13 protein-coding genes, 1 pseudogene and 2 other annotated features (1 of these 16 running past the window's edge) are annotated in these 13,546 nt (G+C 45.2%); of the genes and pseudogenes, 9 read left to right on the top strand and 5 right to left on the bottom strand.

The window, feature by feature from the left end; genetic code table 11:
- Positions 1-78, top strand: a binding site (T-box leader) (it extends 144 nt beyond the left edge of the window).
- Between the two features lie 31 nt (positions 79-109).
- Positions 110-331 (top strand) — a binding site (T-box leader).
- 53 nt (positions 332-384) lie between these two features.
- Entirely contained in the window at positions 385-2,301 is a 1,917-nt protein-coding gene (gene thrS / locus NX903_RS18450; protein WP_137201083.1) for a threonine--tRNA ligase, read from the top strand.
- Between the two features lie 119 nt (positions 2,302-2,420).
- On the top strand, positions 2,421-2,840 hold the full coding sequence (locus tag NX903_RS18445; protein WP_003242889.1) for a MarR family transcriptional regulator: 420 nt from the start codon (positions 2,421-2,423) through the stop codon (positions 2,838-2,840).
- A 42-nt stretch (positions 2,841-2,882) separates the two neighbouring features.
- Here the strand turns inward: NX903_RS18445 and NX903_RS18440 are convergent, their stop codons facing one another.
- Positions 2,883-3,071, bottom strand: coding sequence for a 2-hydroxymuconate tautomerase (locus NX903_RS18440; RefSeq protein ID WP_003222038.1), 189 nt, complete (start codon positions 3,069-3,071; stop codon positions 2,883-2,885).
- A gap of 108 nt (positions 3,072-3,179) precedes the next feature.
- Between NX903_RS18440 and NX903_RS18435 the strand changes: the two genes are divergently transcribed.
- Positions 3,180-3,839 (top strand): site-2 protease family protein, encoded by a 660-nt coding sequence (locus NX903_RS18435; protein ID WP_003243167.1) that lies wholly within the window; start codon positions 3,180-3,182, stop codon positions 3,837-3,839.
- A gap of 13 nt (positions 3,840-3,852) precedes the next feature.
- On the top strand, positions 3,853-4,371 hold the full coding sequence (locus tag NX903_RS18430; RefSeq protein ID WP_015250981.1) for a YwhD family protein: 519 nt from the start codon (positions 3,853-3,855) through the stop codon (positions 4,369-4,371).
- A gap of 292 nt (positions 4,372-4,663) precedes the next feature.
- Here the strand turns inward: NX903_RS18430 and NX903_RS18425 are convergent, their stop codons facing one another.
- Entirely contained in the window at positions 4,664-6,739 is a 2,076-nt protein-coding gene (locus NX903_RS18425; RefSeq protein ID WP_015384942.1) for a transglycosylase domain-containing protein, read from the bottom strand.
- A 201-nt stretch (positions 6,740-6,940) separates the two neighbouring features.
- Here NX903_RS18425 and speE point away from each other — a divergent pair, with 201 nt between their 5' ends.
- Positions 6,941-7,771, top strand: coding sequence for a spermidine synthase (speE, locus tag NX903_RS18420; RefSeq protein ID WP_003227543.1), 831 nt, complete (start codon positions 6,941-6,943; stop codon positions 7,769-7,771).
- A 60-nt stretch (positions 7,772-7,831) separates the two neighbouring features.
- Positions 7,832-8,704 (top strand): agmatinase, encoded by an 873-nt coding sequence (gene speB / locus NX903_RS18415; protein ID WP_003227545.1) that lies wholly within the window; start codon positions 7,832-7,834, stop codon positions 8,702-8,704.
- A 31-nt stretch (positions 8,705-8,735) separates the two neighbouring features.
- Here speB and NX903_RS18410 read toward each other — a convergent pair.
- The 3 genes and pseudogenes from NX903_RS18410 to rapF form a co-directional block, all read right to left on the bottom strand.
- Positions 8,736-9,198: pseudogene (locus NX903_RS18410) on the bottom strand (YbaK/EbsC family protein).
- A gap of 97 nt (positions 9,199-9,295) precedes the next feature.
- Entirely contained in the window at positions 9,296-9,415 is a 120-nt protein-coding gene (phrF, locus tag NX903_RS18405; RefSeq protein ID WP_041334633.1) for a phosphatase RapF inhibitor PhrF, read from the bottom strand.
- Positions 9,399-10,544 (bottom strand): response regulator aspartate phosphatase RapF, encoded by a 1,146-nt coding sequence (rapF, locus tag NX903_RS18400; protein ID WP_086344441.1) that lies wholly within the window; start codon positions 10,542-10,544, stop codon positions 9,399-9,401. The genes phrF and rapF overlap by 17 nt, the downstream gene beginning before the upstream one ends.
- 2 nt (positions 10,545-10,546) lie before the next feature.
- Between rapF and NX903_RS18395 the strand changes: the two genes are divergently transcribed.
- From NX903_RS18395 to NX903_RS18385, 3 genes are read left to right on the top strand one after another with little or no spacing between them, the layout of a single operon-like run.
- Complete coding sequence (locus NX903_RS18395) at positions 10,547-10,777, top strand: hypothetical protein (protein ID WP_024572000.1); 231 nt, start codon at positions 10,547-10,549, stop codon at positions 10,775-10,777.
- Positions 10,774-12,129: a YncE family protein gene (locus NX903_RS18390; protein ID WP_086344440.1), complete on the top strand. Its 1,356-nt coding sequence runs from the start codon at positions 10,774-10,776 to the stop codon at positions 12,127-12,129. The genes NX903_RS18395 and NX903_RS18390 overlap by 4 nt, the downstream gene beginning before the upstream one ends.
- Before the next feature lie 39 nt (positions 12,130-12,168).
- The gene (locus NX903_RS18385; RefSeq protein ID WP_086344439.1) at positions 12,169-13,545 is read left to right on the top strand and encodes a YncE family protein; all 1,377 of its coding nucleotides are present in this window, start codon (positions 12,169-12,171) and stop codon (positions 13,543-13,545) included.
- Position 13,546: the final 1 nt, after the last annotated feature.

The following is a 13,546-nucleotide window of genomic DNA, read 5'->3' as shown; positions in this document are numbered from 1 at the left end:
TACAGCACCGAGCCGACAACATAGTATTTGTCGGGAACTTGGGTGGAACCACGGGTTAATCACACACTCGTCCCTATCTGTGGGACGGGTGTGTTTTTTTATGAATTGAATACATGCGATGAAAAGGACATGAATGATAGTTACGGTTTTCAGAGAGGGAAGGAAAGGTGAGAGCTTCCCAGCTTAGGAATATCATTTACCGCCTTGGAGCAGCATTGGGGAACTGAAGTAACCAATGCCGTCTATGCTGCGTTACAGCACCGAGCCGACAATATCGTATTTGTCGGGAACTTGGGTGGAACCACGGGTTAATCACACACTCGTCCCTATCTGCGGGACGGGTGTGTTTTTTTATATACAACAATGAATAAGGAGTGTTCTAAAATGAGTAAACATGTACACATTCAGCTTCCGGACGGACAGATCCAGGAATATCCGAAAGGCATCACAATCAAAGAAGCGGCTGGTTCTATCAGTTCCAGTCTGCAAAAGAAGGCGGCTGCAGGTCAGGTCAATGGCAAGCTTGTTGATCTCAGTTTCAAGCTGGAGGAGGATGCTGAGCTTTCGATTGTTACACTCGATTCACAAGAAGGCTTGCAGGTGCTTCGCCACACATCAGCGCATGTGCTGGCCCAAGCAGTAAAACGGCTGTACGGCGAAGTGTCATTGGGGGTAGGGCCTGTGATTGAAGACGGCTTCTACTATGACATGAAGCTGGGGAAAAGCTTGGCATCAGGAGACTTAGAGGCCATCGAAAAAGAAATGAAAAACATAATAAATGAGAACCTTGAAATCAAACGTATAGAGGTTTCTTACGAAGAAGCTGAAGAGCTGTTTGCACAAAAAGCCGAGCGGTTCAAGCTTGAGATTTTAAAGGATATTCCGCGCGGGGAGGATATCACACTGTACCAGCAAGGGGAATTCGTTGACCTGTGCCGCGGGCCGCATCTTCCTTCTACAGGGATGATCAAGGCGTTCAAACTGACAAGAGTATCAGGCGCTTATTGGCGCGGAGACAGTAAAAATGAAGTCCTGCAGCGGGTGTACGGGGTTGCGTTTCAAAAGAAAAAAGATTTGGATGCGCACCTGCATATGCTGGAAGAAGCGGCAAAACGAGACCATCGCAAGCTCGGCAAACAGTTAGGGCTGTTTATGTTTTCTGAAGAAGCGCCGGGGATGCCGTTTTATTTGCCGAAAGGGCAGATTGTCCGCAATGAGCTGGAGCGCTTCTCGCGTGAGCTGCAAACAAATGCCGGCTACGATGAGGTGCGTACGCCGTTTATGATGAATCAGCGGTTATGGGAGCAGTCAGGCCATTGGGACCATTATCGCGACAATATGTACTTTTCAGAAGTGGATGATACAAGATTCGCAATGAAGCCGATGAATTGCCCCGGCCACATGCTCATCTTTAAAAACAGCCTGTATTCTTATCGGGATCTGCCGATTCGCATGGCGGAATTCGGACAGGTGCATCGCCATGAATACAGCGGCGCTTTAAACGGAATGCTTCGCGTTCGGACGTTCTGTCAGGATGACGCCCATATTTTCGTTCGGGAGGATCAGATTGAGAGTGAGATCAAAGAAGCGATTCGGCTGATTGATGAGGTATATCGGACATTTGGTTTCGAGTATTCAGTTGAGCTTTCGACTCGCCCGGAGGATTCATTAGGCGATGACAGCCTTTGGGAAGCGTCGGAACGTGCCTTAGCACGCGTCCTTGAGGAGCTTGGCCTCTCTTATGAGATCAATGAAGGTGATGGGGCGTTTTACGGGCCGAAAATTGATTTCCACATAAAAGATGCCCTGAAACGGAGCCACCAATGTGCGACAATTCAGCTTGATTTTCAAATGCCGGAAAAATTTGATTTAACATATATCAACGAACACAATGAAAAGGTTCGTCCCGTTGTCATCCACAGAGCGGTTTTCGGCTCGATCGACCGTTTCTTCGGTATTTTGATCGAGCATTACGGCGGGGCTTTCCCAGTCTGGCTCGCACCGGTCCAGGTTCAAATCATACCGGTTTCGCACGTTCACTTAGACTATTGCAGAAAGGTGCAGGCGGAGCTGAAGCAGGTGGGGATAAGAGCCGGCATTGATGAGCGCAATGAGAAGCTGGGCTATAAAATCAGAGAATCGCAGGTGCAGAAAATCCCGTACGTGCTGGTGCTTGGAGATCATGAGGAGCAGGAGAATGCGGTAAACGTCCGCCAATTCGGACATCAGCAGAATGAACATGTTCCTTTTCAGACATTTAAAGATAAGCTTGTGAAACAGGTGGAAAATCGAGGCATGTAGGATAAAAGCTGTGAATTCATATTTTGCTTTTTTGACTTTCCCTATTCGGAATCAGTAAAATAATAAGTAAATCATATCGTTCGTATGTTATGAATGCATCTCGAAATGGGGAAATTTACATGGACCATGACAAACTGGAAGCAAATTTGCTGGATCACGCACTTACAAAATATTTGAAAAGCACGAAGCAATTAGATGAAGCCACCGTTCCGAAACACGTGAATAATGTAAGAGGGTTTATTCTGCGGATCATATACAGACATGGGAGCTGCACCATAAAGGATATTTTGAAGGAGGTCACACTGTCTCCCTCTGCCACGACCACAGCTCTGAATCATTTAGAGCAGGAAGGGTTTATTGAGAGATCGAGAAATAACAATGACCGCCGCACTGTATGGATTACGCTTTCTGAATCGGGCCGGGGAGCGGCTGAACAAATGATCGAAAACCGCCAGCAGCTGATTGATGGCATGTTTGAACGTTTAACAGCCGAAGAGAAAAAGACGTTCTTGGCGATTATTGCGAAGCTGGCTCAATAGGGATAATAAAAGCCGGTACGCGAAGCGCCGGCTTTATAGAGATTATTCCATATCGCTCAGGCGTTTGCCTGCGACGGCATAATGGTCTTTTCTCATTTCTTCTATAAAGACAACAATTTTTTCTTCAGAAGCACCGGTTGTTTCCTTTACGGCTTCTGTTACTTTCTCGACAAGATTGCGTTTTTGCTCGTCTGTACGGCCTTCGAGCATTTTGACAGTTACGTATGGCATGGGTGCTGAATCCTCCTTTATCTCGTTTCCTCTCTTTAGAAAAAGAGGCTTCTTATAGTATACTGAATAAAGTAAATTCTTGCATTTTGAGAAAGAGGGATATCTCACTTGGACCGTTTTTTATATTATCCGTTATCTTTAATGCCATACCTCGTCATCACGCTAATTGTGTCGTTTACGATGCACGAGCTTGCCCACGCTTATGTCGCATACAAATTCGGTGACGATACGGCGAAAAAACAAGGAAGACTGACGCTGAATCCCATTAAACACCTTGATCCGTTCGGAACCATTTTGATTCTGGTGGCCGGATTCGGGTGGGCGCGCCCCATTCCCGTGAATCGCCGCTTCTTTAAGAAACCCCGGCTTGCTGGTGTGCTCGTATCTATAGCCGGGCCCGTCAGTAACCTGATTCTTGCGTTTATTGGTTTCTTTTTGTTAGTGTTGATGCATGCGTACGGAATGGAAATGCTTGCGGCGTTCAGCACGGGGCTTGATCAGTTTTTTTCTATTTGGATACAGCTGAATCTTGTCTTGTTTTTATTTAATCTGCTGCCGCTTCCTCCGCTCGATGGCTATCGAATTATAGAAGATCTCGTTCCGCCGGGCGTGCGTGCCAAAATGACGCAGGCGGAGAGCTACGGCTTTATCGTGTTTTTGGTGCTGTTTGTGACACCGCTCGGATCTTACGTGCTGTGGCCGATGCTCAATGCAGGAAGAGATTCGATTTTAAAGCTGTTTTCAGCGATATTTCAACCGCTTTTGTAGGAGGTAGGACTTCATGGAAGAAAAAAAGAAAAAATCAATCGGGTTTAATATTATCAAAAGTGATCCGACAGACGGACACGGCGGTTTTGGCGTAGGGGCACTCAGCCTTGATAACATTTCTCCCGTATTCGTTGATGTAGAGGAAAAAGAAGCGTTCGTAGACATCGGCGCCATGCATGCCCGCAGCACCGTCGAAAAAGGAATTAAATTTCTCCCGAATAAAGAAGAAGTTCCGAACGGAAAACCATACTGGCTTGTGTGGGTAACGATTGACAGAAAAGAAGAGGGGCCTTATTACGCTGGTGTGACAGCCTGTGAAATGACGGTCGACAGAAGCATCAGAAGAGGCTACAAGTCGCTGCCTGAGCATGTGAATTTGATGGATAAATCCATGAAACGGAAAATCATCGTTGATAAAATGGACGACAGCTCGAAGCGTGTACTAGGCGAATTTCTGAAAAAGCATGATCAGGGCCTATGGGACCGTTCCTCAGATGAATTAAAAACAAGCCTGCTTCCGGAAGATAATTAATTTGTGAATTTTCTGTGAACTTTTAAAGTATTTGAGATATTTTTCGTAAACATTGAGTAAACTGGTGATACAGAAATAGGACATGGAAAATCCCGAGCCGAAACAAGACTCGGGGTTTTTCATTTTTAGGGGGATATGAGTCGGCGACTGGGAGATGAAAGCCGACGTCGAAGAAATGAAAAATTCACCACTTTATCCCAAAACTGATTGTTCAGCTCGATTGTCTAACATTCTTCCATCGATTATGAAGGAACCATACGAATAACCCGGCCTCCGAGGAGCCGGGTTATTTTCAATGATGTCGCCCCAGCCATTTGTCCCACCATTTTTTCTCGGAAGCGGGCTTTTCTTTGGATGGAAGCCGGTCTTTTGTTTGTTTTGCGGGTTCTGCCCCGTAGCACACGTTTGCTGGTTCTGTGCCTTTCACAAAATATGTGTAATGCTTAGCGGCGCAGCCGGGACCTGATGAGTAGCCTGTTTCCGGATCAATGTACACACCGGTTACGCCTTTTGGCGGCTTGAACGCGGTTTCCGGTTCGCCTTTGAGCGCGTCCTCCATGAAGTCCGCCCAAATGGTTTTAGCATAGCTTTTTTCTTCGACTGAGTCGATGGTGCTGTTTTTGTCATAGCCGGTCCAAACACCTGCGGCCAGTTTCGGATTGAAGCCGATCATCCAGCTGTCTGCGCTTGTGGTTCCTGATTTTCCGGCATACGTTCTTGTCAGGCGGTTGGCTATCGTTCGTCCCGTAACCGACGTATATCCATTTAAATCGGTATCAAACATGCCTGTCATCATACTCGCTGTGACAAAAGCGGCTTTTTCATCAAGCACCTGTTTATGCTGATTCGGGTTTTCGTACAGCACGTGGCCGGCTGCGTCCGTTACCCTTGAAATAAAAGTCGGTTCGATTTTCTTTCCGCCATTTGCGAGCATGGCATAGGCGTTGACCATCTCAATCGGACGCACGGGTTCGGTGCCGAGTGCCAGGGACGGCAATGCTTGAAGATGGGCGGTAATGCCGAATTCCTTTGCCGTCTTTACAAGTTTGTTCGTGCCGAGAAAAAGATGTGTTTTCACAGCGTAAATATTGTCGGAAAGCGCCAGCGCCTGCAGAAGCGTAATCGGCTTGTTGGCATAGTATCCGTTATAGTTGCTTGGAGAATAGGTTTCTCCCTTTGCATCAATTTGAAACTCGGTTTCTTCGCTTTTCATCAAAGTGACTGGCGTAAATCCGCTCTGAATCGCTTTATAGTACAGCAACGGCTTGATCGTCGAAGCAGGCTGGCGCTTCGCCTGTGTCGTCCGGTCAAACGGGCTTTTTTGATAATCCCTGCCGCCGACAAGGGCGAGAACGTTTCCGGTGCGGGGATCAATGGCTGAAAACCCGACTTGAATGTCAGAGCCCGCGTTAACCGTTTCGGTTATGGTCTCCTCGGCGATGCGCTGCATCCGTTTATCTACCGTTGTATAGACGTTTAACCCGCTCGTTTCAATTTGCTCCCGTGTCATGCCGAGCTTTTTTTCCAGCTCTCTCATCGCATTGTCATAGAAATAAGGAGCCTTTCTCTTGGAAACTTGTTTATTCAAAGGCTGATAGGAAAGAGGTTCCTTGATCAATTCATCCGCTTTCTTTTGGCTGATCATCTGCTGCTTTTCCATCATCCGCACGATCGTTTTCTGGCGTTCCTTGGCCTTCGTCTCATTGACATACGGTGAATAGCCGGAAGGGCCTTTCGGGATTCCTGCCAAAAGCGCCGCCTCCGCATCCGTCAGGTTTTTGGCATGCTTGCCGAAATAAAGGCGGGAAGCTGCTTCAATGCCGTAGGCGCCGTGGCCGTAGTAAATCGTATTTAAATAGCCTTCTAATATCTCGTCCTTAGAATAGTTTTGTTCCAGACGGATCGTGTAGAACGCCTCATTCCATTTCCGTTTCCACGTTTTGTCGTGTTCAAGGTATAAATTTCTGGCATATTGCTGGGTGATGGTGCTTGCACCCTGAACCTTGGCAAATGCTTTCAGGTCAGCAAGCGCCGCGCCGGCCATGCGTTTATAATCAAAGCCGTGATGATCGTAGAAATTCTGGTCTTCAATCGCCACTGTCGCTTTTACGATCGTCGGATTCATGTCCTTTAAGGGGACCCAATAGCGCTTTTCGCCGTAGTTCGTTTCCCCGAGCTTTGAGCCGTCACTCGCATACAAAATCGTGGATTGCGGCACTTGCACCGAGGGAGCGCCCTGGTATTTGGCTATCAAAATGACAGTCATAAACACGGCAGCTGCCGCCAAGGCCGCAAAAGCCCCTAAAAAGATAAAGGCGCGAACGGTTTTCAGCGTCAGTCTCAGCCGTTTATTTGTCATTGCATCCACAACGGGTTCCCCCTTTTTTTATGTTTCTACTATTATGAGAAAAAAAGATCGTTTTTAAACATCGCAGAACAGGACGCATCTTTACTTTTTCCCCGCCATCCTCTATACTTTTTCCTTAGGTGAAAATGAGATTTCAACCGAGAATAAAAGCTGATAAGACGCTTACAATAAATGAATACAGCCTCGAAAGGGAGATGACAATTGAGCGAACTTTGGTACACAGAGAAGCAGACGAAAAACTTTGGCATTACGATGAAGGTTAACAAGACGTTACATACAGAACAAACGGAGTTTCAGCATTTAGAAATGGTGGAAACAGAAGAGTTCGGCAACATGCTGTTTTTGGACGGCATGGTGATGACATCTGAAAAAGACGAATTCGTTTATCACGAAATGGTGGCGCATGTGCCATTATTTACGCACCCAAATCCGGAGCACGTTCTCGTAGTCGGCGGCGGTGACGGCGGCGTTATCAGAGAAATCCTGAAGCACCCAAGCGTGAAAAAAGCGACACTTGTAGACATTGACGGCAAGGTTATCGAATACTCTAAAAAGTTCCTTCCTTCTATCGCAGGCAAACTGGATGATCCGCGCGTTGACGTGCAGGTAGATGACGGATTTATGCACATTGCAAAATCTGAAAATCAATACGACGTCATCATGGTAGATTCAACTGAACCAGTCGGACCGGCTGTAAACCTGTTTACAAAAGGATTCTACGCAGGAATCGCAAAAGCGCTGAAAGAAGACGGTATTTTCGTTGCGCAGACGGACAACCCATGGTTTACACCGGAATTAATCACAAATGTACAGCGCGACGTGAAGGAAATCTTCCCGATTACGAAGCTGTATACGGCGAACATTCCGACATATCCAAGCGGTTTGTGGACATTTACAATTGGCTCGAAAAAATATGATCCGCTTGCAGTGGAAGACAGCCGTTTCTTCGATATTGAGACGAAATATTACACAAAAGATATTCATAAAGCGGCGTTTGTTCTGCCGAAATTTGTGAGTGACCTGATTAAATAATGAAGGTATGGCGCAGGAGCGAATCTTGCGCTTTTTTACAGGAAAGCGAGGGTATTATAGATGAGATTTGATGAAGCTTATTCAGGAAAAGTATTTATCGCGAGCCGTCCCGAGTGGGAAGAAGCGGACGCCATTCTTTACGGCATGCCGATGGACTGGACAGTCAGCTATCGCCCGGGCTCACGCTTTGGTCCAAGCAGAATCCGTGAGGTGTCAATCGGCCTTGAGGAATACAGCCCATATTTAGACCGCGATCTGGCTGACTTGAACTTCTTTGACGCCGGCGACATTCCGCTGCCGTTCGGAAATCCGCAGCGAAGCCTGGATATGATTGAAGAGTACGTGGACAGCATTTTAGAAAAAGGGAAGTTCCCAATGGGTATGGGCGGGGAGCACCTCGTGTCATGGCCTGTCATTAAAGCGATGTACAAGAAATACCCAGACCTTGCGATCATCCATTTTGACGCACATACAGATCTTCGTGTTGATTATGAGGGAGAACCGCTTTCTCACTCCACGCCGATCCGTAAGGCGGCAGAATTGATCGGACCGCACAATGTGTATTCATTCGGAATCCGTTCCGGCATGAAAGAAGAGTTTGAATGGGCGAAGGAAAACGGCATGCACATCTCAAAATTTGAAGTGCTTGAACCGCTGAAAGAGGTGCTTCCGAAGCTGGCGGGCCGTCCGGTTTATGTCACAATTGACATTGACGTATTAGACCCTGCACACGCACCGGGTACAGGAACGGTTGACGCCGGCGGCATCACGTCTAAAGAACTGCTTGCATCCGTCCATGAAATCGCGCGTTCAGAGGTAAACGTAAAGGGCGCTGATTTAGTGGAAGTCGCACCGGTGTATGACCACTCAGAGCAAACGGCAAACACAGCCAGTAAAATCATCCGTGAAATGCTGCTTGGTTTTGTGAAATAAGTAAACATCCAGACGATGTCTGGATGTTTTTTTATTCCCAGTCTTTACAAACATCAATCCATGCTTTTAAGAAAGAAAATTCGGATAATTCTCCTCAATAGCGAAGTTTCTGCTGCCGCATGCGGGGAAAACAGTCTCAAACCGTTTCAGCGATACATCAAGATAAACCTCAGGATCATGAGCCGATCCAAATGGGCAAACTCCTCCAATTTCATGGCCTGTCTGCTCCAGTACCTCATTAGGAGAGAGCATTCTTGCTTTAAAGCCAAATGTTGCCTGAACGTTTTGTTGTCGATCTTGGCATCGCCGGCTGTCACAATCAGAATCACCTGATCTCCTTCCCCTCTGAAGGACAGGGTCTTGGCGATTCTAGCCGGGCTCACGCCGGTCGTCTCAGCTGCCTGTTCAACTGTCGCGCTCGACGTTTCGAACTCCGTCACATCATTTTCTCGATTCCACTGTTTAAAGTGGGTTCTCACACTTTCCAGAGACATGCTGCATTTCCACTATTTTTAAGATTATTGAAAAAATCATAGCATGGATTGGGAGACTGGGTAAAGAGGGGACAAAAAAACCGCCGATGGACGGCGGTTAAATCATTCCTCGTTGTGCAACTTCAATTTGGTGTGTAGGTGCATTTGCAATAGTTGTTGCCACGAACACAGTGCATAGAGCCAGACAAGAGAGTAATAGTTTAGACTTCAATTTCATACAAACTCACTCCTCCTTGAATAAGTTGCCTTACTTGTTCCACCTTCAAAAAATAAGCAGAAGCTTTTTGAAAATTTTTACGTTCATGATAATATTTTGCCACATCAATAGCGAAATCTTCAAGATCAGCATACAACATTTTACTTTCGAGAAAATCAAAAAATCCTTGAATTGCTTCTTCATCCGGGCCTGATAAGTATAAAGATTTCAAAAATTCAAACTCTGATAAATATATTACATCTCCGGCCTTTTGTGAATAAGCCATTCCCTTACTATGATATTCATGAGCTTTATCCATTTTTCCTAATTTATAATGGATCTGTGTAATTAAAAAATACGCTTGAGGTAAGGAAGGAAGAATATTTGATTCTTCAAAAACAGCTATTGCTCTTTTGAAATAAGTTATGGCATCCTCATATTGGCTTTGGCTGTTTTTACAAAGCCCGATATTGTACAAAGTTCTCCCCATTAATTGGGGCTGCTTTTCAGCTTCTGCCATAGAATAAGCTTTTTGAAAATGTGAGATGGCATCCTCATACTGTTTTAAATCTAAAAAATTGGTGGCAAATAAAGAATGACACTGCAGCAATCTTATATTATAAGCTTCATGTTCTTTGTATATTTCATATGCTTGCCGTGCATAGTCCATTGAAAAATACGTTTGTTTCATATAGTAATAAGATTCAGACATCTTAAAGAAAAACTCAGCTTTCTCTATCCGATCCTTAACGAATATCAGCTTGCTTTCGGCTTTTTTGAAAAATTTAATAGCCGACAGATATTCCCGCTGGTCCAGCTCATACATGCCTCTGAAGAAATTAAAATAGTACTCAAGCAGACCAGTTAAACGAGCCTGTTTTTTATCAATCTCAAGCAGCAGATCAGACAGTCTCGGCTGTTCCTCAATCCTCATTTTTTCTAACGGTTCAAGGTACTCAAGCATCAGGTTGTGCCGAAACTCCATCAGTGAATAGTACAAATGAAGGTCTTGATCTTCTTCCATTTGATCCAGCTCTTGCTTGATTTCTCGTCGCAAATATTCTGCATCGGGTATGCTGAATCGGCGTATGTACATATACCATTCGTTAATCTTTTCTCCGATGGAAGAAGAAGATATGACACCTGTCACGTTTGCAAATCCCTCCCTTCATAATTCTATATATGTCATATTTTATCATCAACATTCTTGTGAGAAGCGCAAAAAAACCGCAATTTTTTCTTTCGTTACACCGCATGTTTGGAGATATATTTTCAAAAAGAAGCTTTTACCCTCAGCAATTTGTACAAGCAAACACGTTACCCTTCCATATTCTGTTATATCTGCGTGAGCAGTGTATGTCTGAAAAGGAAGTGAAGGAATGAGAAAAAATAAGCTTTCCTTTAAAGAAAAAGCAGGAGCAGAACAAGAAGAGTGCTTATGTTTTTGTGAGGGAGAAGCAAGCCGAGAAGCCATGTTTCAAGCGCCGATTGAATTACCTGAAGGATTTGTCGTTGATCCGGCTGAAGCTGTTGCAAACGTGACGTGGAATGCAGACAGCCTTTCTTGTGTCAGTGACCGTTGCTTAATTCAAACGGGGCCAGAGCCTGATGAGGTCGGTGTTCAATTTGCAGTGCGCCTGCAGGGAACCGTTACGCTACTCGTCAGTGTCTCACCTGTGCGAAATCAATATGGACAAGGGGACGGGGCTGTTTCCGTCATTCACAATGCAGAAATCGATCAAGTCGTCTATTATTCCGATGAACCGGATGATTGCCCGGATATCAGTGACATCACGATTGAGAACCTTGTTGTTGTTCCGCCGTTTTACGGCAGTCCTTTATCGGTGACGGGGACGATTGTGCTTGTACCGGAGCCGGAACCCGTCTACGCGTTTACAGCGAATCCAAATGATCAATCAGTTTCTGTGATTGATACAAACACCCATACTGTTGTGACAACGATTGCTCTTCCGTACAATCCGGCAGGTATTGAAATTACGCCAGATAAAAGCGCTGTGTTTGTCTTACATCCCAACAATAATGTGATTTCTGTCATCGATTATGACACATTAACAGTGACAGCAACTATATTGCTGGATCAGCCGCCTCGATTGATTAGATTTATCCCTAATCATGAGTTTGCTTATGTTTTCACCGGTACTGCCATTTATGTGATTGGAATTGATACGTTGACTGTTGAGAGGTCTATTCCTGTAGAAGGTTTTGATATTGCAATTGACCCCAATGGGTTGTTCGCCTATGTTCTTAATTTTGGGTTAGTGCAAAAAGTGGACTTATCTACCGGTGAAGTCTTAGGAACGATTGAACGAGAGCTTATCGTATCATCCATAGAAACAGATTCTACGGAGCGGTATGCGTATGTATTAGAACAAGAATTCTTATTCAATTATTTGACGGTTATTGATTTAAATACGTTTACGATCAGGGATACCCAAGAGCTGGAGCCTGACGGGCTATATGTAATGTTTACGAGTGGATCAGAGGTGTATTTACATGACAGCTTCACTGGCAATTTATATTCTGTCAGTCCGAATGGAGCAGGTGTAATTGGAAATCTTCCGCAATCAGCAACAGACTATGCGTTTACCCCGAATGGCGATTTTCTGTATGCAACTCGTTTTATAGAGCAGAGCATCATTGTTTACAACACGGATGATTACTCCGTGGAGACTGTCATATCTCTTGGGGTTTCACCGGGAGCTATTGCGATTTAATCAACTATGTGTGGTGCATTTCTAAAAGGACGTGAAATCATGAAAAAGAATGATCTTTCTGTTTTACAGGAAAATTGTTTCTGTTTTTGTGATGAGGAAATTAGCCGGGAAGCGCCGTTTCAAGTGCCGATAGATATCCCTGAGGGCTTCAAGGTTGATTCGGCCGAAGCGTCAGCGGCTGTTACATGGAGTACAGACAATTTGTCCTGTATCAGTGAGCCTTGCTTAATCCAGACTGGGCCGGAACCAGAAGATATCGGTGTTCGATATGCCGTGAGAGTACAAGGGGCCATTACGCTTCTTGTCAGTGTGTCGCCTGTACGAAATCAATATGGACAAGGAGACGGGGCTGTTTCTGTGATTCATACTGAAGAGATTGATCAAGTTGTTTATTATGCAGCACAGTCTGGCCGCTGTCCTGATTTTAGTCAAATGACAGTGGAAGATCTTCTCATTGTGCCGCCTTTCTACGGCAGTCCGCTCACGGTGGCCGGGATACTTGTTTTACCGCCATCGCCAGACCCTCAATCGTATGTGTTTACTGCCAATACTGGAGACAGCACGGTTTCAGTCATTGATGCAGATTTAAACACTATTGTAAAAACAATCCCGTTTTCTGCTGTGCCAACTAATCTAGGCGTTACTTTCGATAAAGCATTCACGTATATCCTCCATGGAAATACCAACCTTGTCTCAGTGATTGATAATAAAACATTAACTATCATAAATACCATTACTGTTGGAGGAGGGCCGAGAAAAATCGAATTTGATCCAACAGATGAGTTCGCATACGTGATGGCCGCCGGATCTATATATGTGATTAACACGGCCTCTCAATCGGTCATTGATGTCATTCCGATACCCGGCGCTTTAGACTTTGCTCTTGATCCGAATGGACAGTATGTCTATACCGCTAATGGAAGCAGTTGGTCGGTTGATAAATATGATGTAAATACTGGGCAGTTGGTAGAAAGTATCATAGATACATTTGAATTTCCCAGTTTAATTACAACTCCTTACGCTGGAAATTTTGCGTACGTATTGAATGGTGAGCTGTGGCCGAAAGGTGTAACGGAGATTAGTTTGTCACCATTAAGCAGGGGAGGGGACTTCAGCCGTTTATTTGAAACGCTGAGGACGATTGTATTTTCTCTCGATAGTACTAGAGCTTATTTTCTAGAGCCATATAGTGAACCGTTTCTCATTAATAACTTATACGTAGTTAATACGGCCAGACAGAGGATCATTGCAAACGTGTCTCTCCCCGGCGCCTTTGACCTCGCCGTAACGCCGGACAAACAGTATATTTATGCGGCACAGCCCAACGACAATGCTGTGACCGTGTACCGCACAAGTGATTATACAGCCGTGACGGTGATTCCGGTTGGCGCGGGTCCGTCTGCGATTGCGATGTAGC

The sequence above is a fragment of the Bacillus sp. FSL R5-0576 genome, from assembly GCF_038004765.1.
Taxonomy (GTDB): Bacteria; Bacillota; Bacilli; order Bacillales; family Bacillaceae; genus Bacillus; species Bacillus subtilis.
The sequence above is the reverse complement of the archived record's forward strand: the minus strand, read 5'-3'. Positions and strand labels throughout refer to the sequence as shown.